Origin of the sequence: Pseudomonas caspiana (assembly GCF_002158995.1) — a bacterium.
GTDB lineage: Bacteria > Pseudomonadota > Gammaproteobacteria > Pseudomonadales > Pseudomonadaceae > Aquipseudomonas > Aquipseudomonas caspiana.
Window position 1 is genome coordinate 16,198 of sequence record NZ_LOHF01000009.1, and the last position, 24,483, is coordinate 40,680.

A 24,483-nucleotide genomic window follows, 5' to 3' on the forward strand; every position below is an offset into this window, starting at 1 on the left:
TTTATGGCTCGTACTACTCCGATTAACCGCTACCGTAACATCGGTATCGTTGCTCACGTGGATGCTGGTAAAACCACAACCACCGAGCGCGTCCTTTTTTACACTGGCGTAAACCACAAAATGGGCGAGGTGCATGATGGCGCCGCGACCATGGACTGGATGGTGCAAGAGCAGGAGCGGGGTATTACCATTACTTCCGCTGCTACAACTGCATTCTGGGCTGGCTCCGTCAAGCAGTTCGAAAAGCATCGCTTCAACATCATCGATACTCCGGGTCACGTTGACTTCACTATTGAAGTAGAGCGCTCCCTGCGCGTACTCGATGGTGCGGTCGTTGTGTTCTGCGGCACTTCAGGTGTTGAACCTCAGTCGGAAACCGTATGGCGTCAAGCCAACAAATACGGCGTTCCACGTCTTGTTTATGTGAACAAGATGGACCGTGCTGGTGCGAACTTCCTGCGCGTGATCGGTCAGATCAAGCAGCGTCTGGGTCACACTCCGGTGCCAATCCAGTTGGCCATCGGCTCTGAAGACAACTTCCAGGGTCAGATTGATCTGATGACCATGGAAGCGGTTTACTGGGACGACGCCGACAAGGGCATGGCTCCTCGTCGCGAAGCTATCCCGGCTGAGCTGCAAGAGCTGGCTGAAGAATGGCGCAGCAACATGGTTGAGGCTGCTGCCGAGGCCAACGAAGAGCTGATGAACAAATACCTCGAAGGTGAAGAACTCACCACCGAGGAAATCGAAGGCGCTTTGCGTCAGCGTACTATCGCTGGCGAAATCGTTCTGGCGGTTTGCGGTTCTTCCTTCAAGAACAAGGGCGTTCCCCTGGTTCTCGACGCAGTGATCAAGTATCTGCCTGCACCTGTAGACATTCCTGCCATCAAGGGTTCCGACCCGGATGATGAGACTGTTGAAATGGAGCGTCATGCAGACGACAACGAGCCTTTCTCGGCTCTGGCGTTCAAGATCGCTACCGACCCGTTCGTGGGTACTTTGACCTTTGCTCGTGTTTACTCGGGCGTGTTGAGCTCCGGTGACGGCGTTATCAACTCGGTTAAAGGCAAGAAAGAGCGTGTTGGTCGTATGGTGCAAATGCACGCGAACACACGTGAAGAGATCAAAGAAGTTCGCGCTGGTGACATCGCGGCTCTGATCGGCATGAAGGACGTCACCACTGGTGATACCCTCTGCTCGGCTGACAAGCCAATCATTCTGGTTCGTATGGACTTCCCGGAGCCGGTTATTTCGGTTGCCGTTGAGCCTAAAACCAAGGATGACCAGGAAAAAATGGGTATCGCTTTGGGCAAGCTTGCTCAGGAAGACCCGTCTTTCCGCGTAAAAACTGATGAAGAGACTGGTCAAACGATCATCTCTGGTATGGGCGAGTTGCACTTGGACATCCTGGTTGACCGGATGCGCCGTGAGTTCAACGTTGAAGCCAACATCGGTAAACCACAGGTTTCCTATCGTGAGAAAATCACGAAGGCCTGTGAGATCGAAGGCAAGTTCGTTCGTCAGTCCGGCGGTCGTGGTCAGTTCGGCCATTGCTGGATCCGTTTTGCTCCTGCTGACGAAGGTCAGGAAGGTCTGCAATTCGTAAACGAAGTAGTGGGCGGTGTTGTTCCTAAGGAATACATCCCTGCTATCCAGAAGGGTATCGAAGAGCAGATGAAGAACGGTGTTGTTGCCGGCTATCCGCTGATCGGCCTGAAGGCTACCGTTTTCGATGGTTCTTACCACGACGTCGACTCCAACGAGATGGCGTTTAAGGTGGCAGCCTCCATGGCGACCAAGCAACTTGCTACCAAAGGTGGCGGTGTTGTACTTGAGCCGATCATGAAGGTTGAAGTTGTTACACCTGAGGACTACATGGGCGACGTGATGGGTGACCTGAACCGTCGTCGCGGTCTGATCCAGGGTATGGAAGATACGGTTTCTGGCAAAGTGATTCGCGCCGAAGTACCGTTGGGTGAGATGTTCGGTTATGCGACCGACGTTCGCTCCATGTCCCAGGGTCGCGCGAGCTACTCTATGGAATTCTCCAAATACTCCGAAGCTCCGTCGAATGTCGTCGAAGCTATCGTTAAAAAACAAGGCTGATTTCAGCCCCTTTAGGCTAGGAGTTCACTGTCGTGGCTAAAGAAAAATTTGAACGTAACAAACCGCACGTCAACGTTGGCACCATCGGTCACGTTGACCACGGTAAAACCACTCTGACCGCTGCTCTGACTCGCGTTTGCTCCGAAGTTTTCGGTTCGGCTAAAGTCGACTTCGATAAAATCGACAGCGCGCCAGAAGAAAAGGCTCGTGGTATCACCATCAACACTGCTCACGTTGAGTACGATTCGTCTGTTCGTCACTACGCGCACGTTGACTGCCCGGGTCACGCTGACTACGTAAAAAACATGATCACTGGTGCTGCTCAGATGGACGGCGCTATTCTGGTTTGTTCGGCTGCTGATGGTCCGATGCCTCAGACTCGTGAGCACATCCTGTTGTCCCGTCAGGTTGGCGTTCCGTACATCGTTGTCTTCCTGAACAAGGCTGACATGGTTGACGACGCAGAGCTGCTGGAACTGGTTGAGATGGAAGTGCGCGATCTGCTGAGCACTTACGACTTCCCAGGCGACGACACTCCGATCATCATCGGTTCTGCTCTGATGGCTCTGAACGGCCAAGACGACAACGAGATGGGCACCACTGCCGTTAAGAAACTGGTTGAAACTCTGGATAGCTACATCCCAGAACCAGTTCGTGCTATCGACAAGCCGTTCCTGATGCCAATCGAAGACGTATTCTCGATCTCGGGTCGCGGTACTGTTGTTACCGGTCGTGTTGAGCGTGGTATCGTCAAAATCCAGGAAGAAGTAGAGATCGTGGGTCTGCGTGACACCACCAAAACTACTTGCACTGGTGTTGAGATGTTCCGCAAGCTGCTGGACGAAGGTCGTGCTGGTGAGAACTGTGGCGTTCTGCTGCGTGGCACCAAGCGTGACGACGTTGAGCGTGGTCAGGTTCTGGTTAAGCCGGGCACTGTTAAGCCGCACACTCAGTTCGAAGCTGAAATCTATGTTCTGAGCAAAGAAGAAGGCGGTCGTCATACTCCTTTCTTCAAAGGCTACCGTCCACAGTTCTACTTCCGTACTACCGACGTAACTGGTAGCTGCGAACTGCCGGAAGGCGTTGAGATGGTTATGCCAGGTGATAACGTTAAAGTTAGCGTTACCCTGATCAAGCCAATCGCAATGGAAGATGGTCTGCGTTTCGCAATTCGTGAAGGCGGTCGTACCGTCGGCGCTGGCGTCGTAGCCAAAATCATCGCGTAAGCAATGATTTGAAAAAAAGCCTCCGCTTGCGGGGGCTTTTTTATTGGGTTGACACCCCGTTACCTCGTCTATAGAATTGCGCCTCCTTTTAACGGGCGTATTGCGCTCGGTGGGAACAGCAATCTGGAGTCTGAATCCAATGCAAAACCAGCAAATCCGTATCAGGTTGAAGGCTTTTGACCATCGCCTGATCGACCAATCCACCCAGGAAATCGTGGAAACCGCGAAACGTACTGGTGCTCAGGTGCGTGGTCCAATCCCACTGCCGACACGTAAAGAGCGGTTCACTGTTCTGGTTTCCCCGCACGTCAACAAAGACGCGCGCGACCAGTACGAGATCCGTACTCATAAACGCGTTCTGGACATTGTCCAGCCGACGGATAAAACCGTTGACGCGCTTATGAAGCTTGATCTTGCAGCCGGTGTGGAAGTGCAGATCAGCCTCGGCTAAGACTTGGGTCTTAGTCGTGTAACGCTCTGAAATGGGCGGCCATAGCGGGTGAAAGCCCCGTACACTCATGAGGTTTACAACATGACTATTGGTGTAGTCGGTCGTAAATGCGGTATGACCCGTATTTTCACCGAAGAAGGTGTCTCCATTCCGGTTACGGTCATTGAGATCGAGCCGAATCGCGTCACCCAGTTCAAAACTGAAGAGACCGATGGCTATCGTGCAGTGCAAGTCACTGTCGGCGAGCGTCGTGCTTCGCGTGTTACAGCTGCTCAAGCTGGCCACTTCGCTAAAGCGAACGTTGCCGCTGGTCGTGCCGTCATGGAATTCCGTCTTGAAGAAGGCGAGTACCAAGCAGGCGACCTGATCAACGCTGAAATCTTCGCTGCTGGTCAACTGGTTGATGTAACCGGTCAGTCCAAGGGTAAAGGCTTCCAGGGTACGATCAAGCGTTGGAATTTCCGCGGGCAAGATAACACCCACGGTAACTCCGTATCCCACCGCGTCCCAGGCTCTATCGGCCAGTGCCAGACTCCTGGTCGTGTATTCAAGGGCAAAAAAATGTCCGGTCATATGGGCGCTGAGCGCGTGACCGTGCAGTCCCTGGAAGTAGTGCGCGTGGACGCTGAACGCAATCTGTTGTTGGTCAAGGGCGCTGTTCCTGGCGCTACTGGCGGCAACCTGGTTGTACGTCCAGCAGCCAAGGCTCGCGGTTAAGGGGAAGCTGACATGCAATTAAATGTAAATGACGCTCAAGCAATCGAAGTTTCCGAACTGACATTTGGCGGCGAGTTCAACGAGACACTGGTACACCAGGCAGTCGTAGCCTACATGGCTGGCGGTCGTCAGGGCACCAAGCAGCAAAAGACCCGTTCCGATGTTCGTGGTGGCGGTAAGCGCCCATGGCGTCAGAAGGGTACTGGCCGTGCTCGTGCCGGTACTATTCGTAGCCCGATCTGGCGCGGCGGTGGTACCACTTTCGCAGCACGTCCTCAGGATCACTCTCAGAAGCTCAACAAGAAGATGTATCGCGCAGCTTTGCGCTCCATCCTTGCTGAACTGGTTCGCACTGATCGTCTGGTCGTGGTTCAGGACTTCGCTGTTGAAGCACCGAAAACCAAAGATCTGCTGAACAAGCTGACTGGCATGGGCCTGACTGACGTCCTGATCGTGTCTGACGCTGTTGACCAGAATCTGTACCTGGCTGCTCGCAACCTGCCGCACGTTGATGTGCGTGATGTACAAGGTTCCGATCCAGTTAGTCTGATCGCATACGACAAAGTGTTGATCACTGTGTCGGCCGTGAAGAAATTCGAGGAGCTGCTGGGATGAACCAGGAACGCGTATTTAAAGTTCTGCTTGGCCCGCACGTTTCCGAAAAGGCTACGGTTCTTGCAGACAAAAAAGGTCAGTTCGTTTTCAAGGTTGCTACTGACGCAACCAAGCTGGAAATCAAGAAGGCCGTCGAAAGCCTGTTCAGCGTGAAAGTAGAGCGTGTTACTACCCTGAATGTTCTGGGTAAGAGCAAGCGCACTGCTCGCGGTCTGGGCAAGCGTAATGACTGGAAGAAGGCAGTTATCTCCCTTCAACCAGGCCAAGATCTCGATTTCAGCAGCAGTGCTGAGTAAGGAAGGGGTGCATCATGGCAATCGTTAAATGCAAACCGACTTCCCCTGGCCGCCGTTTTGTGGTCAAGGTGGTCAACCAGGAGCTGCATAAAGGCGCTCCTCACGCACCGCTGCTCGAGAAAAAATCGAAGTCTGGTGGTCGTAACAACAATGGCCGTATTACTACCCGTCATATCGGTGGTGGTCATAAGCAGCATTATCGTCTGGTCGACTTCCGTCGCAACGACAAAGATGGCATCGCTGCCACTGTCGAGCGTATCGAATACGATCCAAACCGTACTGCTCACATCGCATTGCTGCTCTACGCAGACGGCGAGCGTCGCTACATCATCGCCCCTAAAGGCGTGAGTGCTGGCGATCAGCTGATTGCGGGCGCTTTGGCTCCAATCAAGCCGGGTAACGCTCTTCAACTGCGCAACATTCCAGTTGGTAGCACCGTTCACGGTATCGAATTGAAGCCGGGCAAAGGTGCACAGATCGCTCGTTCCGCTGGTGCTTCGGCTCAGCTGATCGCTCGTGAAGGTGTCTACGTGACCCTGCGTCTGCGTTCCGGTGAAATGCGCAAAGTGCTTTCCGAGTGCCGTGCAACGTTGGGCGAAGTCTCGAACTCCGAGCATAGCCTGCGTTCCTTGGGTAAAGCTGGTGCTAAGCGCTGGCGTGGCGTTCGCCCAACCGTTCGTGGTGTTGCCATGAACCCGGTTGATCACCCACATGGTGGTGGTGAAGGTCGTACCTCTGGTGGTCGTCATCCGGTATCGCCGTGGGGCTTCCCGACTAAGGGCGCGAAGACTCGTGGTAATAAGCGTACCGACAAAATGATCGTCCGTCGTCGCAAGTAAATAGAGGGATACGACAGTGCCACGTTCTCTGAAAAAAGGTCCTTTTATTGATCTTCACCTACTGAAGAAGATCGAAGTGGCGGCGGAAAAGAATGATCGCAAACCGGTGAAAACCTGGTCGCGTCGTTCGATGATCCTGCCACAAATGGTCGGTTTGACCATTGCTGTGCATAACGGTCGTCAGCATGTTCCAGTTCTCGTGAACGAAGACATGGTCGGCCATAAACTAGGCGAGTTTGCCGGTACCCGCACTTATCGTGGGCACGTGGCAGACAAGAAAGCCAAGCGTTAAGGGGTAAGGAACGATGGAAGTAGCCGCTAAGTTGTCGGGCGCTCGAATCTCCGCCCAGAAAGCCCGCTTGGTCGCCGACCAGATCCGCGGGAAGAAGGTGGGCGAAGCGCTCAACCTGTTGGCTTTCAGTAGTAAGAAAGCTGCCGAGATCCTGAAGAAAGTGCTGGAGTCGGCTGTAGCCAACGCCGAGCATAACGAAGGCGCAGACGTTGATGACCTCAAGGTCTCCACCGTTTTCGTCAACGAAGGGCGTTCGCTGAAGCGCATCATGCCACGTGCCAAAGGCCGTGCTGATCGCATCGTCAAGCGGTCTTGCCATATCACTGTCAAGGTTGCTGACAAGTAACGGAGTCGAAGAGATGGGTCAGAAAGTACATCCCATTGGCATTCGCCTGGGAATCGTCAAGGAGCACACCTCCGTCTGGTACGCAGACGGTCGGACTTATGCGGACTACTTGTTCGCTGATCTGAAAGTGCGTGAGTATCTCCAAGACAAACTAAAAAGCGCGTCCGTAAGCCGTATCGATATCCATCGTCCGGCTCAGACAGCACGCATCACCATTCACACCGCTCGTCCTGGTATCGTTATCGGGAAGAAAGGTGAAGATGTTGAGAAGCTGCGTCAGGACCTGACCAAACAAATGGGTGTGCCTGTGCACATCAATATCGAAGAAATCCGCAAGCCGGAGCTCGACGGTATGTTGGTTGCGCAGAGCGTAGCTCAGCAGCTGGAGCGTCGCGTTATGTTCCGTCGCGCTATGAAGCGCGCTGTACAGAACGCCATGCGCATTGGTGCCAAAGGCATCAAAATCCAAGTGAGCGGTCGTCTCGGCGGTGCTGAAATCGCACGTACTGAATGGTATCGCGAAGGTCGTGTGCCTTTGCACACCCTGCGTGCCGACATCGACTATGCCAACTACGAAGCTCACACCACTTACGGTGTGATCGGTGTAAAGGTTTGGATCTTCAAAGGCGAAGTAATTGGTGGTCGCCAAGAAGAACTGAAACCACAAGCACCTGCGCCTCGTAAAAAAGCTGCTAAGTAAGGGGTACGCCAAATGTTGCAACCAAAGCGTACGAAGTTCCGCAAGCAGATGACTGGTCACAACCGTGGCCTGGCATTGCGCGGTAGCAAAGTCAGCTTCGGCGAATATGCGCTGAAGTCTGTTGCTCGTGGTCGTCTCACTGCTCGTCAGATTGAGTCAGCGCGTCGTGCACTGACCCGTCACGTTAAGCGTGGCGGTAAAATCTGGATCCGTGTATTCCCGGACAAGCCTGTAACCAAAAAGCCCCTCGAAGTTCGTATGGGTAAAGGTAAGGGTAACGTGGAGTACTGGGTTGCCCAGATTCAGCCAGGCAAAGTCCTGTATGAAATCGAGGGTGTTTCTGAAGAGCTGGCGCGTGAGGCTTTCGCCCTGGCTGCTGCAAAGCTGCCGCTCGCCACCTCCTTTGTTAAACGGACGGTGATGTGATGAAAGCGAATGAACTTCGTGAAAAATCAGCACAGCAGCTGAACGAGCAACTGCTCGGCCTGCTGCGCGACCAGTTCAATCTGCGTATGCAGAAAGCAACTGGCCAGTTGGGGCAGTCTCACCTGCTCTCGCAAGTTAAGCGTGACATCGCTCGCGTGAAGACTGTGCTCAACCAGCAGGCAGGTAAGTAATCATGGCTGAAGCCGAAAAAACCGTCCGTACGCTGACTGGCCGTGTTGTCAGCGACAAGATGGACAAGACCATCACCGTTCTGATCGAGCGTCGCGTTAAGCACCCGATCTACGGTAAATACGTTAAGCGTTCGACTAAGCTGCACGCGCACGACGAAACCAATCAATGCCACATCGGCGACAAAGTCACGATTCGTGAAACTCGTCCTGTAGCCAAGACCAAGTCTTGGGCACTGGTTGATATTCTCGAACGCGCTGTGGAAGTCTAAGGACTAGGGGTCGGAGAAATTATATGATTCAGACTCAATCCATGCTCGATGTGGCCGATAACAGCGGCGCACGCCGCGTTATGTGCATCAAGGTGCTGGGTGGCTCCCATCGTCGTTACGCTGGTATCGGTGACATCATCAAAGTTACCGTCAAGGAAGCAATTCCTCGCGGTAAGGTGAAAAAAGGCCAAGTGATGACTGCTGTTGTAGTCCGCACTCGCCATGGCGTTCGTCGTGCTGACGGCTCCATCATCCGCTTTGATGGCAACGCTGCTGTTCTTTTGAACAACAAGCAAGAGCCGATCGGCACCCGTATCTTTGGGCCAGTGACCCGTGAACTTCGTACTGAGAAGTTCATGAAGATCGTCTCGCTCGCCCCAGAAGTGCTGTAAGGAGATCCGACATGCAAAAGATTCGTCGTGACGACGAGATCATCGTGATCGCCGGCAAAGACAAAGGTAAGCGCGGTAAGGTGCTCAAGGTTCTCGCTGACGACCGTTTGGTCGTTGGTGGGATCAACTTGGTTAAGCGTCATACCAAGCCAAACCCGATGTCGGGCGTACAGGGCGGTATCGTCGAGAAAGAAGCGCCACTGCACGCTTCTAACGTCGCTATTTTCAATGGTGCAACCAACAAGGCTGACCGCGTTGGTTTCAAAGTTGAAGATGGCAAGAAAATTCGTGTCTTCAAGTCGACCCAAAAAGCGGTTGATGCTTGAACACTGCTAGGTAGAAGACCATGGCACGACTAAAAGAGATTTACCGGAAGGAAATCGCTCCGAAGCTTAAGGAAGAACTTAAGCTCGCGAACGTGATGGAAGTTCCGCGCGTTACCAAAATCACCCTTAACATGGGTCTGGGCGAAGCGATCGGCGACAAAAAAGTCATCGAGCACGCTGTTGCTGACCTGGAAAAGATCACCGGTCAAAAAGTTGTTGTGACTTACGCTCGGAAATCCATCGCTGGCTTTAAAGTCCGTGAAGGTTGGCCGATCGGTGTCAAAGTGACTCTGCGCCGCGATCGTATGTATGAATTCCTGGATCGTCTGCTGTCGATCTCCCTGCCTCGGGTTCGCGACTTCCGCGGCCTGAATGCCAAGTCCTTCGACGGTCGTGGTAACTACAGCATGGGCGTAAAAGAGCAGATCATTTTCCCGGAAATCGATTACGACAAGATCGATGCTCTCCGCGGTCTGGACATTACCCTGACCACCACTGCCAAGAACGATGATGAAGGCCGCGCTCTGCTGCGTGCTTTCAAATTCCCGTTCCGCAACTGATTGGAGTAGGAAAATGGCCAAGAAGAGCATGAAGAACCGTGAGCTGAAGCGTCAGCTCACCGTTGCCAAGTACGCCACTAAGCGTGCAGCGCTCAAAGCAATCATCGTTGATCTGAACGCAAGTCCAGAAGCGCGTTGGGAAGCTACAGTAGCTCTGCAAAAGCAGCCACGTGATGCAAGCGCTTCGCGCATGCGTAACCGCTGCCGCATCACTGGTCGTCCGCACGGCGTTTACCGCAAGTTCGGCCTTGGCCGTAACAAGCTGCGTGAAGCTGCAATGCGTGGTGATGTACCGGGTCTGGTTAAAGCCAGCTGGTAATACGCCTTTCACGCAAAATTCCGGCTGGTCGTGCAAGCGATTGGTCGGAATCAAGCCTGAATTTGAATCAAGCCCCTATTGGGGCTTGATTCATTTCCGGGGTGCGCCTAGAATTGCCGGCTCGCCTGAGCCCGTGTTTTTCATTTGCCCGGAATTCTCGGCGATAAGCTGTAGCCGCAAGGCTAATTATTTTGTATTAGGAGCGTCTAGCCCATGAGTATGCAGGACCCGTTAGCGGACATGCTAACTCGTATCCGTAATGCCCAGATGGCTGAAAAGCCCGTCGTAAGCATGCCATCTTCCACAGTGAAGGTTGCTGTAGCTAAAGTCCTGAAGGACGAAGGTTACATTGCGGGTTATCAGATCAGCAGCGAAACAAAGCCGCTGTTGTCTATCGAGCTGAAATACTTCGAAGGCCGTCCAGTCATCGAAGAAGTGAAGCGCGTAAGCCGTCCAGGCCTGCGTCAGTACAAGTCCGTCGATGATCTGCCAAAAGTTCGTGGCGGTCTCGGTGTGTCTATCGTCTCCACCAGCAAAGGTGTGATGACGGATCGTGCTGCGCGCGCTGCCGGTGTCGGCGGCGAAGTGCTTTGCACAGTGTTCTAAGGGGGGATAAGCATGTCACGCGTAGCTAAGAACCCCGTTAAGTTGCCAGCAGGCGTCGAAGTTAAGCTCGTCGGCCAGCAGCTTTCGGTGAAGGGTGCCAAGGGCACTCTAGATCTGAATATCCATTCGTCCGTTGAGATTGTTGAAGAAGCTGGTGAGCTGCGTTTCGCTGCTCGCAATGGCGATCAGCAAACTCGCGCAATGGCCGGCACCACTCGTGCACTGGTTAACAACATGGTCCAAGGCGTAAGCCAAGGCTTCGAGCGTAAGCTCCAGCTGGTCGGTGTTGGTTACAAAGCGCAAGCAAAAGGCACAGTGCTGAACCTGGCTCTTGGCTTCTCGCACCCAGTGGATTACGACCTGCCGGAAGGCATCACCGCTGAGACTCCCAACCAGACCGATATCTTCATTCGAGGTATCGACAAGCAGTTGGTTGGTCAAGTGGCCGCTGAGATCCGCGACTTCCGCCGTCCTGAGCCGTACAAAGGCAAAGGTGTGCGTTACGCAGACGAAGTCGTCCGCCGTAAAGAAGCCAAGAAGAAGTAGGGCATAGCAAATGACCGTCAAAAAAGTTACCCGACTGCGTCGCGCTCGCAAAGCACGCCTGAAAATGCACGAGCTAGAAGTCGTGCGTCTCTGCGTGCACCGCTCTTCGCAGCACATTTATGCCCAGGTCATTTCGGCCGACGGCAGCAAAGTCTTGGCGAGCGCCTCGACTTTGGACAAAGAACTGCGTGATGGTGCCACTGGCAACATCGACGCGGCCACTAAGGTTGGCCAGCTGGTCGCTGCGCGTGCGAAAGCCGCCGGTGTATCGCAAGTGGCTTTCGACCGTTCTGGCTTCAAGTACCACGGCCGCGTCAAGGCGCTGGCTGATGCTGCTCGTGAAGGCGGGCTGGAGTTCTAAGTTATGTCAAATAACGACCAAAAACGCGACGAAGGCTACATTGAGAAGCTGGTTCAAGTTAACCGCGTTGCAAAGACTGTAAAAGGCGGCCGTATCTTCACTTTCACCGCGTTGACCGTGGTTGGTGATGGTAAAGGGCGTGTTGGTTTTGGCCGTGGCAAGTCACGTGAAGTGCCTGCTGCGATCCAGAAGGCGATGGAAGCTGCTCGCCGCAACATGATCCAGGTTGATCTGAATGGCACTACTCTGCAGTACGCAATGAAGTCTGCTCATGGCGCTTCGAAGGTGTACATGCAGCCTGCTTCTGAAGGTACCGGTATCATCGCTGGCGGCGCTATGCGCGCAGTGTTGGAAGTTGCTGGTGTTCAGAACGTATTGGCCAAGTGCTATGGCTCGACTAATCCGGTAAACGTGGTTCACGCCACTTTCAAGGGTTTGAAGGCTATGCAATCTCCTGAGTCTATTGCTGCCAAGCGTGGCAAAAGTGTCAAGGAGATCTTCTGATCATGGCTACCGTTAAAGTAACGCTGATCAAAAGCATGACCGGTCGCATTCCTAACCACAAACTGTGTGTTAAAGGTCTGGGTCTGCGTCGCATCGGTCACACTGTAGAAGTGCTGGATACTCCCGAGAATCGCGGGATGATCAATAAGGCTTACTACATGCTGCGAGTCGAGGGTTAATCGATGAAACTCAATGATCTGAGTCCAGCGCCGGGTTCCCGTCGCGAAAAGCATCGTCCGGGCCGTGGTATCGGTAGTGGTTTGGGTAAGACTGGTGGCCGTGGTCACAAAGGTCAGACCTCCCGCTCCGGTGGCACTATTGCTCCGGGCTTTGAAGGCGGCCAACAGCCGCTGCATCGTCGTCTGCCAAAATTCGGCTTCGTTTCCCTGAAGGCCATGGACCGCGCAGAAGTGCGTCTGTCCGAGCTGGTTAAAGTGGAAGGCGACGTTGTAACTGTGCAGTCCCTGAAGGATGCCAACGTGATCAACCAAAACGTACAGCGTGTGAAAATCATGCTGTCCGGTGAAGTTAATCGCGCTGTCACCATCAAAGGTATCGCAGCCACCAAAGGTGCGCGTGCGGCTATCGAAGCAGCTGGCGGCAAGTTCGAGGAATAAATGGCTAAGCAAGGTGCTCTCTCTGCGCTCGGCAAAGGCGGTATGTCTGAACTCTGGGCTCGTCTGCGTTTTCTGTTCTTGGCGATTATCGTCTACCGAATAGGCGCACACATCCCGGTTCCAGGTATTAACCCGGAGCGACTCGCAGACCTGTTTCGACAGAATGAGGGGACCATTCTTAGCTTGTTCAACATGTTTTCCGGCGGTGCGCTGGAGCGGATGAGTATTTTTGCACTGGGGATCATGCCGTACATTTCGGCATCGATCATCATGCAATTGATGACAGCCGTCAGCCCCCAGCTGGAGCAGTTGAAGAAGGAAGGGGAAGCTGGCCGTCGCAAGATCAGCCAGTACACCCGCTACGGCACCGTTGTCCTGGCCTTGGTTCAAGCTATCGGCATGTCCGTTGGCCTGGCCGGTCAGGGCGTCGCGTTCTCTGCAGATATCGGCTTCCACTTCGTTGCTGTCACCACCTTTGTGGCTGGTGCGATGTTCATGATGTGGCTAGGCGAGCAGATTACCGAGCGCGGTGTTGGTAACGGTATCTCGATGTTGATCTTCGCAGGTATCGTCGCCGGTCTTCCGAGAGCGATTGGGCAGTCTTTCGAGTCTGCTCGCATGGGTGATATCAATATCTTTGCCCTGGTTGCTATCGGTTTGCTGGCAGTAGCGATTATCGGTTTTGTGGTGTTCATTGAGCGTGGTCAGCGTCGTATTGCTGTCCATTACGCCAAGCGTCAGCAGGGCCGTAAGGTCTTCGCTGCGCAGACCAGCCACTTGCCGCTGAAAGTGAACATGGCTGGTGTTATTCCAGCTATTTTCGCAAGCAGCATTTTGCTGTTTCCAGCGTCGTTGGGTGCCTGGTTCGGCCAGTCTGAAGGTATGGGCTGGTTGCAGGACATCTCGCAGTCGATCGCTCCTGGTCAGCCGTTGAATATTCTGCTGTTTAGTGCAGGGATTATTTTCTTCTGCTTCTTCTATACGGCGTTGATGTTCAATCCGAAAGACGTAGCGGAAAACCTGAAGAAGTCCGGTGCCTTTATTCCGGGCATCCGTCCAGGTGAGCAGTCTGCACGCTATATCGATGGCGTTCTGACTCGCTTGACCATGTTCGGTGCTCTATATATGACGGCCGTATGTCTGCTGCCCCAGTTCCTGGTGGTTGCAGCAAACGTACCGTTCTACCTTGGCGGGACCTCGTTGCTGATCGTGGTAGTGGTTGTGATGGACTTCATGTCCCAAGTACAATCGCACCTCGTTTCGCACCAGTACGAATCCCTGATGAAGAAAGCCAACCTGAAGGGCTACGGCAGCGGCATGTTGCGCTGAGGTACCCATAAGGTTCGAGGAGCTGGTAATGAAAGTTCGTGCATCGGTGAAAAAGCTGTGCCGTAACTGCAAGATTATTCGCCGCGAAGGTGTTGTTCGAGTAATTTGCAGCGCGGAACCACGTCACAAACAGCGCCAAGGCTGAGTGTGATCTGTGCTTAAGCCCAGCAGCTAGTGCGCTGCTGGGTTGATTATTTGTTATTACAGCGATATTATCTCGCGCCCTATTTCTTGGCTTCCGGGGCGTAGGTAGCTGTCAATTGGAGTCCCACTGAATGGCCCGTATTGCAGGCGTTAACATTCCAGATAACAAGCATACTGTTATCTCGCTGACCTACATCTATGGTGTTGGTCGCACCACTGCACATAAAATCTGTGCAACCACTGGGGTTAACCCAGCGGCAAAGATTAAAGATCTGAGCGACGAGCAGATTGAACTACTGCGTGGCGAAGTGGCGAAGTTCACCACTGAAGGTGACCTGCGTCGCGAAATCAACATGAAAATCAAGCGCTTGATGGATCTGGGCTGCTACCGCGGTCTGCGCCATCGTCGTGGTCTTCCAGTACGCGGTCAGCGTACCAAGACTAACGCGCGTACTCGCAAAGGTCCGCGTAAGCCGATCCGCAAGTAATCGCACCAGCGCAACGACAGGAATTTAGTCATGGCAAAACCTGCTGCTCGTCCTCGTAAAAAAGTTAAAAAGACGGTGGTTGATGGCATCGCCCACATCCACGCTTCTTTTAACAACACAATCGTCACCATCACCGATCGTCAAGGTAACGCGCTTTCCTGGGCTACCTCCGGCGGTTCGGGTTTCCGCGGTTCACGCAAGTCCACGCCGTTCGCTGCTCAGGTAGCTGCTGAACGTGCTGGTCAAGCTGCGCTGGAATATGGTCTGAAGAACCTCGACGTTAACGTCAAAGGTCCAGGTCCAGGTCGTGAGTCTGCTGTCCGTGCTTTGAACGGCTGTGGCTATAAGATCGCCAGCATCACCGACGTGACGCCAATCCCGCACAACGGGTGCCGTCCGCCGAAGAAGCGCCGCGTGTAATCCAGGAGATTGTAGAAAATGGCTCGTTACATTGGTCCAAAATGCAAACTTGCTCGTCGTGAAGGCACCGACCTCTTTCTGAAGAGCGGCGTTCGTGCGATCGAATCCAAGTGCAACATCGAAGCAGCTCCAGGTATCCACGGCCAGCGCCGTGGCCGTCAGTCCGACTACGGCACCCAGCTGCGTGAGAAACAAAAAGTTCGTCGTATTTACGGCGTACTCGAGCGTCAATTCAGCGGTTACTACAAAGAAGCTGCCGGCAAGAAAGGCGCTACTGGTGAGAACCTGCTGCAACTGCTCGAATGCCGTCTGGATAACGTTGTATACCGTATGGGCTTCGGCTCGACTCGTGCTGAATCCCGTCAACTGGTTTCGCACAAGTCGGTCAGCGTAAACGGCAAAACCGTTAACGTTCCGTCGTATCAGGTTCGTGCTGGTGACGTGGTAGCTATCCGCGAGAAAGCGAAGAACCAACTGCGCATCGTCCAGGCTCTCGATCTGTGTGCCCAACGTGGCCGCGTAGAATGGGTAGAAGTAGACACTGAGAAGAAATCGGGCGTTTTCAAGAACGTTCCAGCTCGCAGTGATCTATCCGCCGACATCAACGAAAGCCTGATTGTCGAGCTCTACTCCAAGTAAGGGCTAGAAAATAGGTGCATCCATGCAGATTTCGGTAAATGAGTTCCTGACACCCCGCCACATTGATGTGCAGGTTGTCAGTCCAACCCGCGCCAAGATCACTCTCGAGCCTCTCGAGCGTGGTTTCGGCCATACCCTGGGCAACGCGCTGCGCCGCATCCTGTTGTCCTCCATGCCCGGCTGTGCAGTAGTCGAGGCCGAGATTGACGGTGTACTCCATGAGTACAGCGCCATCGAAGGTGTACAGGAAGATGTAATTGAAATCCTGTTGAACCTTAAAGGTCTGGCTATCAAGCTGCACGGTCGAGACGAAGTTACGCTGACCTTGTCGAAGAAGGGTTCGGGGGTGGTTACCGCTGCCGATATTCAGCTGGATCATGATGTCGAGATCGTTAACCCCGATCACGTAATCGCTAACCTGGCGTCTAACGGCGCCCTGAACATGAAGCTCACCGTAGCTCGTGGTCGTGGTTATGAGCCGGCAGACTCGCGTCAGAGCGATGAAGACGAAAGCCGCAGCATTGGTCGCTTGCAGCTTGACTCTTCGTTCAGCCCGGTTCGCCGTATCGCATACGTGGTGGAAAACGCCCGTGTCGAGCAGCGTACTAACCTGGACAAGCTGGTTATTGATCTGGAAACCAACGGTACTCTGGATCCTGAAGAGGCTATCCGCCGCGCTGCAACCATTCTGCAACAGCAGTTGGCTGCGTTCGTCGACCTCAAAGGTGACAGCGAACCAGTGGTAATCGAACAGGAAGACGAGATCGATCCGATCCTGCTCCGTCCGGTTGACGATTTGGAACTGACTGTACGTTCGGCCAACTGCCTCAAGGCGGAGAACATTTACTACATCGGCGACCTGATTCAGCGTACCGAAGTAGAACTGTTGAAGACTCCAAACCTTGGCAAGAAATCCTTGACTGAAATCAAGGACGTTTTGGCCTCCCGTGGTCTGTCCCTCGGCATGCGCCTCGACAACTGGCCGCCGGCAAGTCTTAAGAAGGACGACAAGGCGACTGCCTGATCGTCGTAATCACCGAACGTTGTGTTTGGTAAGGAATGAACCATGCGTCATCGTAAAAGTGGTCGTCACCTGAGCCGGACTAGCTCCCACCGTAAGGCCATGTTCCAAAACATGGCGGTGTCGCTGTTCGAGCACGAGCTGATCAAAACTACATTGCCGAAAGCTAAAGAACTGCGTCGCGTTGCTGAGCCGCTGATCACTTTGGCTAAAACAGACAGCCTGGCTAACCGCCGTCTGGCTTTCGACCGTACTCGTTCGAAAGCAATCGTTGGTAAGCTGTTCAACGATCTGGGCAAGCGTTATGCAACCCGCGAGGGTGGCTACCTGCGCATCCTGAAGTGCGGTTTCCGCACTGGCGACAACGCTCCTATGGCGTATGTCGAGCTGGTTGATCGTCCTGCTGGCGGCGAAGCTGTATCCGCTGAGTAAGACGTCAGTCTGAAACAAGGAACCGGGCCTAGCGCCCGGTTTTTTGTTTTTACAGTTTCTGATTTCGTATTAGGTATATCTATCGTTACCAAAGATTTAATAAACTTTGTCATGTAACAAATCCGGACAATAATCCCTGCCATGCCGATTAGCCGGTCGTTTATGCCAGAGGAAATTATTAATGAGCCAGTCCAAGACTCTTACCACCGCCAGCGGCGCACCTGTAGCTGATAACCAGAACTCCCGTTCCGCCGGTCCCCGTGGCCCGTTGCTGCTCGACGATTTTCATCTGATCGAGAAGCTTGCCCATTTCAACCGGGAGAACATCCCTGAACGTCGCGTACATGCTAAAGGCTCGGGCGCTCACGGCACTTTCACTGTCAGCCGTGACATCACCCAATACACCAGCCCCAACCTGTTCGACACTGTAGGTAAACAAACCCCGATCTTTCTGCGGTTCTCCACTGTCGGCGGCGAGCGCGGCTCGGCTGACACTGAGCGCGACCCGCGTGGCTTTGCTTTGAAGTTCTACACAGAAGAAGGCAACTGGGACATCGTGGGTAATAACACGCCGGTGTTTTTCATCCGTGATCCACTGAAGTTTCCGGACTTCATTCACACTCAGAAGCGTCAGCCTCAAACAAACCTGAAAAATGCCCAGATGATGTGGGACTTCTGGTCCCATTCCCCAGAGGCGCTGCATCAGGTAACGATCTTGTTCTCGGATCGCGGCATCCCGGATGGCTATCGACACATGCACGGGTTTGGCAGCCACACCTACAGCCTGATTAGCGCTGCTGGTGAGCGTCACTGGGTTAAATGGCACTACAAGACCCAGCAGGGCATCAAAAACCTCACGCCTGCCGATGCTGCAAGTATCGCCGGGACCGACCCGGATTACGCACAGCGTGACTTGTTCACCGCCATCGAAAAAGGTGATTTCCCGAAGTGGACCGTCTGCATTCAGTTGATGACTGAAGCCCAGGCAGCGGCTCATCACGAGAATCCTTTCGACGTGACCAAAACGTGGTCGCAAAAAGAATATCCACTGATTGAAGTTGGCGAGATTGAGCTTAACCGCAATCCGCTTAACTACTTCGCTGAAGTAGAGCAAGCAGCATTCGGCCCGAGCAATATGGTCCCAGGTGTTGGCTTGTCTCCGGATCGCATGCTGCAGGGGCGCGTTTTTGCTTACGCTGATGCGCATCGCTACCGTGTGGGAACAAACCACCAGCACTTGCCGATCAATGCTCCGAAGAATCCGGTTCACAGCTACCAGCGTGATGGCGCGATGGCTTTCGGTACTAACGGTGGTTCAGGGCCTAACTACGAGCCCAACAGCTATTCAGACGCACCGAAGCAGGCTCCACACTACGCTGAGCCTGCCTTGGCCCTCAGCGGGGCGGCTGATCGCTATGATCACCGTGAGGATGGCGACTACTACAGCCAAGCGGGCAAGTTGTTCAACCTTATGAGCGCTGACCAGAAAGCGCTGCTGATCAACAACATTGCCGGCACAATGGCAGATGTTTCCAACGATGTGGTTCAGCGTCAGTTGCAGCATTTCTACAAGGCTGATGCCGCTTATGGCGAAGGCATTGCTAAAGCGCTGGGCGTATCGCTGATGTAAGTCTAAGTGATAAACGGAACCGCCCTCATTTGGGCGGTTTTTCGTATCTGATCACCTATTTTTCACTGCTTTTTGTCGATTTTTATCACTATTGGCAGTGACCTTCGCAAGCGGTTGGTTCAGACTACGCACTTTCAAGCAGGAGACGTGGGCGATGCTAGGCCACCCGGAAGTAATCGATTATCTCAATACGCTGCTGGTGGGCGAATTGGCAGCGCGTGACCAATATTTCGTTCATTCGCGTATGTACGAAGACTGGGGCTTCACCAAGCTCTATGAGCGTATCAATCACGAAATGGAAGAAGAGGCACAGCACGCCGATGCTCTGATGCGTCGTATCTTGATGCTCGAAGGTACTCCGCGTATGCGTCCGGACGATCTGGATGTCGGCACTACTGTCCCTGAGATGTTCGCTGCAGATCTGCGCCTTGAGTACAAAGTGCGTGCTGCACTGTGCAAGGGTATTGAGCTCTGCGAGTTGCACAAGGATTACGTGACGCGCGAAATCCTGCGTGTTCAGTTGAACGATACCGAAGAAGATCACACCTATTGGCTGGAAAAACAGCTGGGTCTGATCAAGACCATCGGCCTGGAAAACTACCTGCAATCGCAGTATTGATTTCGCCGCCAAGGCAAGCCGCATAAAAAAGCCCCTGCACTTCATGTGACAGGGGCTTTTTCGTTCTAACGATCAGGTAACGTCAGGCTTTGTCGCGCAGTAGCAGTGGTTTGAGATAGTGGCCTGTATAGGATTGCTCCATTTGAGACACTTGCTCTGGTGTACCGACCGCAATGATTTGACCGCCTTTTGAACCGCCTTCCGGGCCGAGATCCACCAGCCAGTCAGCAGTCTTGATCACGTCCAGATTGTGCTCAATGACGACTACCGTATTGCCGTGATCACGCAGACGATGCAATACATCCAGCAATTGCTGAATATCCGCGAAGTGCAGACCAGTGGTCGGCTCGTCAAGGATGTACAGCGTTTTGCCGGTGTCGCGCTTGGACAGCTCACGGGACAGCTTCACCCGTTGAGCCTCACCGCCGGAAAGCGTAGTAGCCGACTGACCCAGCTTAATGTAGGAAAGTCCCACATCCATCAAGGTCTGTAGTTTTCGCGCGAGAGCTGGAACCGCATCGAAGAACTCACGTGCTTCCTCAATGGTCATCTCTAATACTTCATGGATGCTCTTGCCCTTGTATTTGATCTCAAGGGTTTCGCGGTTGTAACGCTTGCTCTTGCACACATCGCACGGCACGTAGATGTCCGGCAGGAAGTGCATCTCAACCTTGATCAGGCCATCGCCCTGACACGCCTCACAACGACCGCCTTTGACGTTGAAAGAGAAGCGCCCTGGTCCGTATCCGCGGGAGCGCGACTCTGGTACCCCAGAGAACAGCTCGCGAATCGGCGTGAACAGACCGGTGTAAGTTGCCGGGTTGGAGCGAGGCGTACGGCCAATCGGGCTTTGATCGATGTCGACGACCTTGTCCAGGTGCTCCAGGCCTTTGATACTGTCGTGGGTCGCAGCTTCCAGCGTCGTCGCGCCGTTCAGTGCTGTTGCACTGAGCGGGAACAGCGTGTTGTTGATCAGCGTCGACTTGCCTGAACCCGAAACACCAGTCACGCAGGTCAGCAGGCCGATCGGGATTTCCAGGTCAACGTTACGCAAGTTGTTGCCGCGAGCACCCTTGAGGGTCAGTGACAACTTCTTGTTACGCGGAGTGCGTTTGGCCGGCACTGCGATCTTCACCCGGCCGGAAAGATACTTGCCGGTGAGTGAGTCGGGGTGCGACATGACCTCATCCGGCGTTCCCTCGGCAACGATGTGCCCACCATGCACGCCAGCGCCCGGACCGATATCCACCACATAGTCTGCGAGGCGAATCGCATCTTCGTCATGCTCGACCACGATCACCGTATTGCCGATGTCACGCAGGTGCTTGAGCGTCCCCAGCAACCGGTCATTGTCCCGCTGGTGCAGGCCAATCGAAGGTTCATCGAGGATGTACATCACACCGACGAGCCCCGCACCAATCTGACTGGCCAAACGGATACGCTGGGCTTCACCACCCGAGAGCGTGTCAGCGCTGCGATCTAGCGTCAGGTAATCAAGACCGACGTTAACCAGGAACTCGAGACGCTCGCGAATCTCTTTAAGAATCTTGTCGGCGATTTCACCCCGACGTCCGGTCAGTTTCAGCTCACCGAAATAGTCGGTTGCATCACCGATTGGCATGTTCGTAACGGCAGGCAGTGTCTTCTCGCCAACCCATACGTGGCGAGCCTCGCGACGCAAGCGTGTCCCGCGGCAATCCGGGCACGGCTGCGTGCCGAGAAACTTGGCCAGCTCTTCGCGCACGGTCGCCGATTCGGTTTCCCGATAACGACGTTCGAGGTTGGGCACGATGCCTTCGAACGGGTGAGCACGTTTGACGATGTCTCCACGATCGTTGAGATAGCGGAAGTCGACATTCTGCGAGCCACTGCCGTTTAGCAGGGTTTTCTGAATGTCGTTGGGCAGTTCCTTGAACGGCACTTCCAGACTGAAATCGTAATGCTTGGCCAACGAGCCGAGCATCTGGAAGTAATACACGTTGCGCCTGTCCCAGCCGCGTATCGCGCCTTCGGCCAGAGTCAATTCGGCATTTACCAGACGCTTGATATCGAAAAACTGCTTCACGCCCAGACCGTCGCACGTCGGACATGCACCGGCGGGGTTGTTGAAGGAAAACAGTTTGGGTTCCAGTTCGCTGATGGCGTGACCGCAGATCGGGCAGGCGAAGCGGGCGGAGAAAATCATCTCTTCGCCGGGTTCATCATCCATTGGCGCGACCCAGGCGATACCGTCAGCCAGTTTAAGCGCAGTCTCAAAGGACTCTGCCAGACGCTGTTGCAGATCCGCACGCACCTTGAAGCGATCGACAACGACATCGATGGAGTGCTTCTTCTGCTTATCCAGTTTTGGCAGTTCATCGAGTTCACACAGACGACCATCGACGCGAGCGCGGACGAAGCCTTGAGCACGAAGCTCTTCGAACACCGACAAGTGTTCGCCTTTGCGTTCGCGAACCACTGGCGCCAACAGCATCAGCTTGCTGCCTTCAGGTTGCGCCATAACCAGATCAACCATCTGGCTGACGGTTTGCGCTTCCAGCGGAATGTCATGATCCGGGCAACGTGGCTGGCCGACACGGGCGTAGAGAAGGCGCAGGTAGTCGTAAATCTCGGTGATCGTGCCCACGGTTGAGCGCGGGTTATGGGATGTCGATTTTTGCTCGATGGAAATTGCCGGCGACAGGCCTTCGATGGTGTCGACGTCCGGTTTTTCCATCATTGAAAGGAATTGCCGGGCATACGCGGACAGCGATTCGACGTAGCGCCGTTGCCCTTCAGCGTACAGCGTGTCAAACGCCAGCGATGATTTGCCAGAACCGGACAACCCGGTGATGACGATCAGCTTGTCGCGTGGCAGTGTCAGGTCAATGTTTTTCAGGTTGTGGGTTCGGGCCCCACGAATCAGGATCTTGTCCAAAATGGCCTCGCACGGCGGGCGTCGAAAACGTAGGAGTATACGGACAAATACTGGATGGATGCACACTATCTAGTCAGCTGTCCTCACCTTAAATGAAGACTGTGTCATCTAGGCGTGTCATAGCGTCGCGATATACCCCGTCAATCGATGGGACTGGTAGAATCGCCGCCGGTTCACACGAGGTTTTTCCATGCACGATCCCTACAGCGAGCGAATGAGCGGCGGCGAGACCCGCGCGGCAGGCGGTCTTGCGCTGGTGTTTGCTTTTCGCATGCTCGGCATGTTCATGGTCCTGCCGGTGCTGGCGACCTATGGCATGGACCTGGCTGGGGCGAGCCCGGCGCTTATCGGTCTCGCAATCGGCGCTTATGGCCTGACTCAGGCGTTCCTGCAGATTCCCTTCGGAATTATTTCCGACCGCATCGGGCGGCGTCCGGTTATCTATTTTGGTTTGATCATTTTCGCCCTGGGCAGCGTACTGGCAGCGAGTGCGGATTCGATATGGGGCATCATCGCCGGACGCATCCTGCAGGGTGCCGGTGCGATCTCCGCAGCGGTTATGGCGCTACTTTCGGACCTGACGCGCGAACAACACCGTACCAAGGCCATGGCCATGATCGGCATGACCATTGGCCTGTCGTTTGCGGTTGCTATGGTTGTAGGGCCAATACTGACCAGCGCGTTCGGCTTGTCCGGCTTGTTCCTTGCCACTGGCGCAATGGCTTTGCTGGGGATTTTGATCGTCGCTTTTGTGGTGCCCAAAAATACCGGCACGCTGCAGCACCGTGAATCGGGTGTTGCACGTCAGGCTTTAGGGCCGACCTTGCGTCACCCGGATCTTCTTCGACTGGATTTGGGTATCTTCGTGTTGCACGCGATGCTCATGTCAAGCTTCGTGGCCTTGCCGCTGGCGCTGGTGACAAAGGCCGGTTTGCCCAAGGAAGAGCACTGGTGGGTCTACCTTACGGCGCTGCTGATCTCATTTTTCGCAATGATTCCCTTCATCATTTATGGTGAGAAAAAACGTCAGATGAAACGTGTGCTCATCGGTGCAGTCACCGTATTGATGCTCACTGAACTATTCTTCTGGGAGTTTGGAGACACGTTACGAGCACTGGTCATCGGGACAGTGGTATTCTTCGTCGCGTTCAACCTGCTGGAAGCGTCTTTGCCGTCGTTAATCAGCAAAGTATCACCGGCTGGCGGAAAAGGTACGGCGATGGGGGTTTATTCCACCAGCCAGTTCCTTGGTTCGGCCGCAGGTGGGATACTCGGCGGCTGGTTGTTCCAGCATGGCGGGCTCGACGTGGTCTTCCTTGGTGGTGCTGCGATGGCCGCCATCTGGCTAGCGGTTGCAGTAACCATGCGTGAGCCGCCTTACGTGACGAGCCTGCGTCTGCCCTTGTCGCCTGAAGCCCTGCGTGAGGCTGGCCTGGCAGAGAGACTCAAGGCCGTAGAAGGCGTAACGGATGCAGTGGTGGTCGCCGAAGAAAGCGCCATCTATATCAAATTGGATACAGAACTATTGGATCGCGCGTCACTGGAGCGGATGATCAACCCAGCCGCCCAAGCGTGCGAAGCCTAGGAGAACGTTATGGCCCGTGGGGTTAACAAAGTTATATTGGTCGGCACATGCGGCCAGGATCCCGAAGTTCGCTACCTGCCTAACGGTAATGCCGTGACCAACCTGAGTCTGGCAACCAGCGAACAGTGGACTGACAAACAGACCGGTCAGAAAGTCGAAAAGACTGAATGGCACCGTGTGTCGATGTTCGGCAAAGTTGCCGAAATCGCTGGCGAATACCTGCGCAAGGGTTCCCAGGTGTACATCGAAGGCAAGCTGCAGACCCGCGAGTGGGAAAAAGACGGTATCAAGCGTTACACGACTGAAATCGTCGTCGACATGCAGGGCACCATGCAACTGCTGGGCGGCCGTCCACAAAACGACGGTGCTCCTCAAGGCCAAGGTGGCGGTGGTTATCAAAACTCCGCTCCACGTCCTCAGCAGTCGCGTCCACAACAGTCCGCGCCACAGCAGCAGCCACAACGCGAATCCCGTCCGGCTCCACAGCAACAAGCGCCACAGCCGGCCGCCGATTTCGACAGCTTTGATGACGATATCCCGTTCTAGGATATCTC

35 protein-coding genes are annotated in these 24,483 nt (G+C 54.3%); 34 read left to right on the forward strand and 1 reads right to left on the reverse strand.

Annotated features, from left to right (window positions below; genetic code table 11):
• Positions 1–3 precede the first annotated feature (3 nt).
• The 32 genes from fusA to bfr all read left to right on the forward strand — a co-directional run bounded on the left by fusA (position 4) and on the right by bfr (position 19,427).
• Positions 4–2,106, forward strand: a complete 2,103-nt coding sequence (fusA, locus tag AUC60_RS12375; RefSeq protein WP_087267429.1) for an elongation factor G — start codon at positions 4–6, stop codon at positions 2,104–2,106.
• 32 nt (positions 2,107–2,138) lie between these two features.
• The gene (tuf, locus tag AUC60_RS12380; protein WP_087267432.1) at positions 2,139–3,332 is read left to right on the forward strand and encodes an elongation factor Tu; all 1,194 of its coding nucleotides are present in this window, start codon (positions 2,139–2,141) and stop codon (positions 3,330–3,332) included.
• Between the two features lie 139 nt (positions 3,333–3,471).
• Positions 3,472–3,783, forward strand: a complete 312-nt coding sequence (gene rpsJ, locus AUC60_RS12385; protein WP_003186070.1) for a 30S ribosomal protein S10 — start codon at positions 3,472–3,474, stop codon at positions 3,781–3,783.
• 81 nt (positions 3,784–3,864) lie between these two features.
• On the forward strand, positions 3,865–4,500 hold the full coding sequence (rplC, locus tag AUC60_RS12390; RefSeq protein ID WP_027898301.1) for a 50S ribosomal protein L3: 636 nt from the start codon (positions 3,865–3,867) through the stop codon (positions 4,498–4,500).
• 12 nt (positions 4,501–4,512) lie between these two features.
• Positions 4,513–5,115, forward strand: a complete 603-nt coding sequence (gene rplD, locus AUC60_RS12395) for a 50S ribosomal protein L4 (protein WP_020290705.1) — start codon at positions 4,513–4,515, stop codon at positions 5,113–5,115.
• Positions 5,112–5,411 carry a 50S ribosomal protein L23 gene (gene rplW, locus AUC60_RS12400; RefSeq protein WP_002555488.1) on the forward strand — a complete coding sequence of 100 codons (300 nt, stop codon included), beginning with the start codon at positions 5,112–5,114 and terminating at the stop codon, positions 5,409–5,411. The genes rplD and rplW overlap by 4 nt, the downstream gene beginning before the upstream one ends.
• 14 nt (positions 5,412–5,425) lie before the next feature.
• Entirely contained in the window at positions 5,426–6,250 is an 825-nt protein-coding gene (gene rplB / locus AUC60_RS12405) for a 50S ribosomal protein L2 (protein ID WP_003317104.1), read from the forward strand.
• Between the two features lie 16 nt (positions 6,251–6,266).
• The gene (gene rpsS / locus AUC60_RS12410) at positions 6,267–6,542 is read left to right on the forward strand and encodes a 30S ribosomal protein S19 (protein WP_002555486.1); all 276 of its coding nucleotides are present in this window, start codon (positions 6,267–6,269) and stop codon (positions 6,540–6,542) included.
• A 13-nt stretch (positions 6,543–6,555) separates the two neighbouring features.
• The gene (gene rplV / locus AUC60_RS12415) at positions 6,556–6,888 is read left to right on the forward strand and encodes a 50S ribosomal protein L22 (protein ID WP_002555485.1); all 333 of its coding nucleotides are present in this window, start codon (positions 6,556–6,558) and stop codon (positions 6,886–6,888) included.
• A gap of 13 nt (positions 6,889–6,901) precedes the next feature.
• Positions 6,902–7,588, forward strand: coding sequence for a 30S ribosomal protein S3 (gene rpsC / locus AUC60_RS12420; protein WP_003176422.1), 687 nt, complete (start codon positions 6,902–6,904; stop codon positions 7,586–7,588).
• A gap of 12 nt (positions 7,589–7,600) precedes the next feature.
• A complete protein-coding gene (rplP, locus tag AUC60_RS12425) occupies positions 7,601–8,014 on the forward strand; it encodes a 50S ribosomal protein L16 (protein ID WP_027898303.1) in 414 nt (137 codons plus the stop codon).
• Positions 8,014–8,205: a 50S ribosomal protein L29 gene (rpmC, locus tag AUC60_RS12430; protein WP_002555481.1), complete on the forward strand. Its 192-nt coding sequence runs from the start codon at positions 8,014–8,016 to the stop codon at positions 8,203–8,205. The genes rplP and rpmC overlap by 1 nt, the downstream gene beginning before the upstream one ends.
• Before the next feature lie 2 nt (positions 8,206–8,207).
• Entirely contained in the window at positions 8,208–8,474 is a 267-nt protein-coding gene (gene rpsQ / locus AUC60_RS12435; RefSeq protein WP_002555480.1) for a 30S ribosomal protein S17, read from the forward strand.
• A 23-nt stretch (positions 8,475–8,497) separates the two neighbouring features.
• Complete coding sequence (gene rplN / locus AUC60_RS12440) at positions 8,498–8,866, forward strand: 50S ribosomal protein L14 (protein ID WP_002555479.1); 369 nt, start codon at positions 8,498–8,500, stop codon at positions 8,864–8,866.
• A gap of 11 nt (positions 8,867–8,877) precedes the next feature.
• Positions 8,878–9,192, forward strand: a complete 315-nt coding sequence (gene rplX, locus AUC60_RS12445; protein WP_002555478.1) for a 50S ribosomal protein L24 — start codon at positions 8,878–8,880, stop codon at positions 9,190–9,192.
• A gap of 20 nt (positions 9,193–9,212) precedes the next feature.
• Positions 9,213–9,752 (forward strand): 50S ribosomal protein L5, encoded by a 540-nt coding sequence (gene rplE / locus AUC60_RS12450; protein ID WP_004883677.1) that lies wholly within the window; start codon positions 9,213–9,215, stop codon positions 9,750–9,752.
• Positions 9,753–9,765: 13 nt separating this feature from the next.
• Entirely contained in the window at positions 9,766–10,071 is a 306-nt protein-coding gene (gene rpsN, locus AUC60_RS12455) for a 30S ribosomal protein S14 (protein WP_027898304.1), read from the forward strand.
• A 213-nt stretch (positions 10,072–10,284) separates the two neighbouring features.
• Positions 10,285–10,677 carry a 30S ribosomal protein S8 gene (rpsH, locus tag AUC60_RS12460; protein WP_027898305.1) on the forward strand — a complete coding sequence of 131 codons (393 nt, stop codon included), beginning with the start codon at positions 10,285–10,287 and terminating at the stop codon, positions 10,675–10,677.
• A gap of 12 nt (positions 10,678–10,689) precedes the next feature.
• Entirely contained in the window at positions 10,690–11,223 is a 534-nt protein-coding gene (gene rplF / locus AUC60_RS12465) for a 50S ribosomal protein L6 (protein WP_027898306.1), read from the forward strand.
• Between the two features lie 10 nt (positions 11,224–11,233).
• Positions 11,234–11,584 carry a 50S ribosomal protein L18 gene (gene rplR / locus AUC60_RS12470; protein WP_087267435.1) on the forward strand — a complete coding sequence of 117 codons (351 nt, stop codon included), beginning with the start codon at positions 11,234–11,236 and terminating at the stop codon, positions 11,582–11,584.
• A gap of 3 nt (positions 11,585–11,587) precedes the next feature.
• A complete protein-coding gene (gene rpsE / locus AUC60_RS12475) occupies positions 11,588–12,088 on the forward strand; it encodes a 30S ribosomal protein S5 (RefSeq protein WP_003186035.1) in 501 nt (166 codons plus the stop codon).
• Between the two features lie 2 nt (positions 12,089–12,090).
• Positions 12,091–12,267, forward strand: a complete 177-nt coding sequence (gene rpmD, locus AUC60_RS12480; RefSeq protein WP_003186033.1) for a 50S ribosomal protein L30 — start codon at positions 12,091–12,093, stop codon at positions 12,265–12,267.
• Between the two features lie 3 nt (positions 12,268–12,270).
• The gene (gene rplO / locus AUC60_RS12485) at positions 12,271–12,705 is read left to right on the forward strand and encodes a 50S ribosomal protein L15 (RefSeq protein ID WP_087267438.1); all 435 of its coding nucleotides are present in this window, start codon (positions 12,271–12,273) and stop codon (positions 12,703–12,705) included.
• Positions 12,706–14,034: a preprotein translocase subunit SecY gene (secY, locus tag AUC60_RS12490; protein ID WP_027898309.1), complete on the forward strand. Its 1,329-nt coding sequence runs from the start codon at positions 12,706–12,708 to the stop codon at positions 14,032–14,034.
• 28 nt (positions 14,035–14,062) lie between these two features.
• Positions 14,063–14,179 (forward strand): 50S ribosomal protein L36, encoded by a 117-nt coding sequence (gene rpmJ / locus AUC60_RS12495; protein ID WP_002555468.1) that lies wholly within the window; start codon positions 14,063–14,065, stop codon positions 14,177–14,179.
• Positions 14,180–14,309: 130 nt separating this feature from the next.
• On the forward strand, positions 14,310–14,666 hold the full coding sequence (rpsM, locus tag AUC60_RS12500; RefSeq protein WP_027898310.1) for a 30S ribosomal protein S13: 357 nt from the start codon (positions 14,310–14,312) through the stop codon (positions 14,664–14,666).
• Positions 14,667–14,696: 30 nt separating this feature from the next.
• Positions 14,697–15,086, forward strand: a complete 390-nt coding sequence (gene rpsK, locus AUC60_RS12505) for a 30S ribosomal protein S11 (RefSeq protein WP_002555466.1) — start codon at positions 14,697–14,699, stop codon at positions 15,084–15,086.
• Between the two features lie 18 nt (positions 15,087–15,104).
• A complete protein-coding gene (gene rpsD, locus AUC60_RS12510) occupies positions 15,105–15,725 on the forward strand; it encodes a 30S ribosomal protein S4 (protein WP_002555465.1) in 621 nt (206 codons plus the stop codon).
• A gap of 22 nt (positions 15,726–15,747) precedes the next feature.
• Positions 15,748–16,749 carry a DNA-directed RNA polymerase subunit alpha gene (locus AUC60_RS12515; protein ID WP_003176403.1) on the forward strand — a complete coding sequence of 334 codons (1,002 nt, stop codon included), beginning with the start codon at positions 15,748–15,750 and terminating at the stop codon, positions 16,747–16,749.
• 42 nt (positions 16,750–16,791) lie between these two features.
• On the forward strand, positions 16,792–17,178 hold the full coding sequence (rplQ, locus tag AUC60_RS12520; RefSeq protein ID WP_008145500.1) for a 50S ribosomal protein L17: 387 nt from the start codon (positions 16,792–16,794) through the stop codon (positions 17,176–17,178).
• 181 nt (positions 17,179–17,359) lie between these two features.
• Positions 17,360–18,808, forward strand: a complete 1,449-nt coding sequence (locus AUC60_RS12525; protein WP_087267441.1) for a catalase — start codon at positions 17,360–17,362, stop codon at positions 18,806–18,808.
• 154 nt (positions 18,809–18,962) lie between these two features.
• A complete protein-coding gene (gene bfr / locus AUC60_RS12530; RefSeq protein ID WP_087267443.1) occupies positions 18,963–19,427 on the forward strand; it encodes a bacterioferritin in 465 nt (154 codons plus the stop codon).
• 82 nt (positions 19,428–19,509) lie between these two features.
• On the opposite strand, the gene uvrA is transcribed toward bfr, so the two are convergent.
• A complete protein-coding gene (gene uvrA, locus AUC60_RS12535) occupies positions 19,510–22,344 on the reverse strand; it encodes an excinuclease ABC subunit UvrA (protein WP_087267446.1) in 2,835 nt (944 codons plus the stop codon).
• 190 nt (positions 22,345–22,534) lie between these two features.
• Between uvrA and AUC60_RS12540 the strand changes: the two genes are divergently transcribed.
• Both AUC60_RS12540 and AUC60_RS12545 read left to right on the forward strand, forming a co-directional pair.
• Positions 22,535–23,929 (forward strand): MFS transporter, encoded by a 1,395-nt coding sequence (locus tag AUC60_RS12540; protein WP_087267449.1) that lies wholly within the window; start codon positions 22,535–22,537, stop codon positions 23,927–23,929.
• Between the two features lie 9 nt (positions 23,930–23,938).
• Positions 23,939–24,475 (forward strand): single-stranded DNA-binding protein, encoded by a 537-nt coding sequence (locus tag AUC60_RS12545; RefSeq protein WP_032626487.1) that lies wholly within the window; start codon positions 23,939–23,941, stop codon positions 24,473–24,475.
• Positions 24,476–24,483: the final 8 nt, after the last annotated feature.

Excerpts from the sequence above, each read along its gene's own strand:
- rplN (WP_002555479.1), top strand. The coding sequence starts at position 8,498 with ATGATTCAGACTCAATCCATGCTCGATGTGGCCGATAACAGCGGCGCA.
- rplD (WP_020290705.1), top strand. The coding sequence starts at position 4,513 with ATGCAATTAAATGTAAATGACGCTCAAGCAATCGAAGTTTCCGAACTG.
- fusA (WP_087267429.1), top strand. The coding sequence starts at position 4 with ATGGCTCGTACTACTCCGATTAACCGCTACCGTAACATCGGTATCGTT.
- rpsK (WP_002555466.1), top strand. The coding sequence starts at position 14,697 with ATGGCAAAACCTGCTGCTCGTCCTCGTAAAAAAGTTAAAAAGACGGTG.
- rpsJ (WP_003186070.1), top strand. The coding sequence starts at position 3,472 with ATGCAAAACCAGCAAATCCGTATCAGGTTGAAGGCTTTTGACCATCGC.
- AUC60_RS12545 (WP_032626487.1), top strand. The coding sequence starts at position 23,939 with ATGGCCCGTGGGGTTAACAAAGTTATATTGGTCGGCACATGCGGCCAG.
- rplE (WP_004883677.1), top strand. The coding sequence starts at position 9,213 with ATGGCACGACTAAAAGAGATTTACCGGAAGGAAATCGCTCCGAAGCTT.
- rplW (WP_002555488.1), top strand. The coding sequence starts at position 5,112 with ATGAACCAGGAACGCGTATTTAAAGTTCTGCTTGGCCCGCACGTTTCC.
- rplP (WP_027898303.1), top strand. The coding sequence starts at position 7,601 with ATGTTGCAACCAAAGCGTACGAAGTTCCGCAAGCAGATGACTGGTCAC.
- secY (WP_027898309.1), top strand. The coding sequence starts at position 12,706 with ATGGCTAAGCAAGGTGCTCTCTCTGCGCTCGGCAAAGGCGGTATGTCT.
- rpsC (WP_003176422.1), top strand. The coding sequence starts at position 6,902 with ATGGGTCAGAAAGTACATCCCATTGGCATTCGCCTGGGAATCGTCAAG.
- rplO (WP_087267438.1), top strand. The coding sequence starts at position 12,271 with ATGAAACTCAATGATCTGAGTCCAGCGCCGGGTTCCCGTCGCGAAAAG.
- AUC60_RS12525 (WP_087267441.1), top strand. The coding sequence starts at position 17,360 with ATGAGCCAGTCCAAGACTCTTACCACCGCCAGCGGCGCACCTGTAGCT.
- rplX (WP_002555478.1), top strand. The coding sequence starts at position 8,878 with ATGCAAAAGATTCGTCGTGACGACGAGATCATCGTGATCGCCGGCAAA.
- rpsM (WP_027898310.1), top strand. The coding sequence starts at position 14,310 with ATGGCCCGTATTGCAGGCGTTAACATTCCAGATAACAAGCATACTGTT.
- bfr (WP_087267443.1), top strand. The coding sequence starts at position 18,963 with ATGCTAGGCCACCCGGAAGTAATCGATTATCTCAATACGCTGCTGGTG.
- rpmD (WP_003186033.1), top strand. The coding sequence starts at position 12,091 with ATGGCTACCGTTAAAGTAACGCTGATCAAAAGCATGACCGGTCGCATT.
- rpsN (WP_027898304.1), top strand. The coding sequence starts at position 9,766 with ATGGCCAAGAAGAGCATGAAGAACCGTGAGCTGAAGCGTCAGCTCACC.
- rplV (WP_002555485.1), top strand. The coding sequence starts at position 6,556 with ATGGAAGTAGCCGCTAAGTTGTCGGGCGCTCGAATCTCCGCCCAGAAA.
- AUC60_RS12540 (WP_087267449.1), top strand. The coding sequence starts at position 22,535 with ATGCACGATCCCTACAGCGAGCGAATGAGCGGCGGCGAGACCCGCGCG.
- rplR (WP_087267435.1), top strand. The coding sequence starts at position 11,234 with ATGACCGTCAAAAAAGTTACCCGACTGCGTCGCGCTCGCAAAGCACGC.
- AUC60_RS12515 (WP_003176403.1), top strand. The coding sequence starts at position 15,748 with ATGCAGATTTCGGTAAATGAGTTCCTGACACCCCGCCACATTGATGTG.
- rpsD (WP_002555465.1), top strand. The coding sequence starts at position 15,105 with ATGGCTCGTTACATTGGTCCAAAATGCAAACTTGCTCGTCGTGAAGGC.
- rpmJ (WP_002555468.1), top strand. The coding sequence starts at position 14,063 with ATGAAAGTTCGTGCATCGGTGAAAAAGCTGTGCCGTAACTGCAAGATT.
- rplC (WP_027898301.1), top strand. The coding sequence starts at position 3,865 with ATGACTATTGGTGTAGTCGGTCGTAAATGCGGTATGACCCGTATTTTC.
- rpmC (WP_002555481.1), top strand. The coding sequence starts at position 8,014 with ATGAAAGCGAATGAACTTCGTGAAAAATCAGCACAGCAGCTGAACGAG.
- rplQ (WP_008145500.1), top strand. The coding sequence starts at position 16,792 with ATGCGTCATCGTAAAAGTGGTCGTCACCTGAGCCGGACTAGCTCCCAC.
- rpsQ (WP_002555480.1), top strand. The coding sequence starts at position 8,208 with ATGGCTGAAGCCGAAAAAACCGTCCGTACGCTGACTGGCCGTGTTGTC.
- rpsH (WP_027898305.1), top strand. The coding sequence starts at position 10,285 with ATGAGTATGCAGGACCCGTTAGCGGACATGCTAACTCGTATCCGTAAT.
- rplF (WP_027898306.1), top strand. The coding sequence starts at position 10,690 with ATGTCACGCGTAGCTAAGAACCCCGTTAAGTTGCCAGCAGGCGTCGAA.
- rpsE (WP_003186035.1), top strand. The coding sequence starts at position 11,588 with ATGTCAAATAACGACCAAAAACGCGACGAAGGCTACATTGAGAAGCTG.
- rplB (WP_003317104.1), top strand. The coding sequence starts at position 5,426 with ATGGCAATCGTTAAATGCAAACCGACTTCCCCTGGCCGCCGTTTTGTG.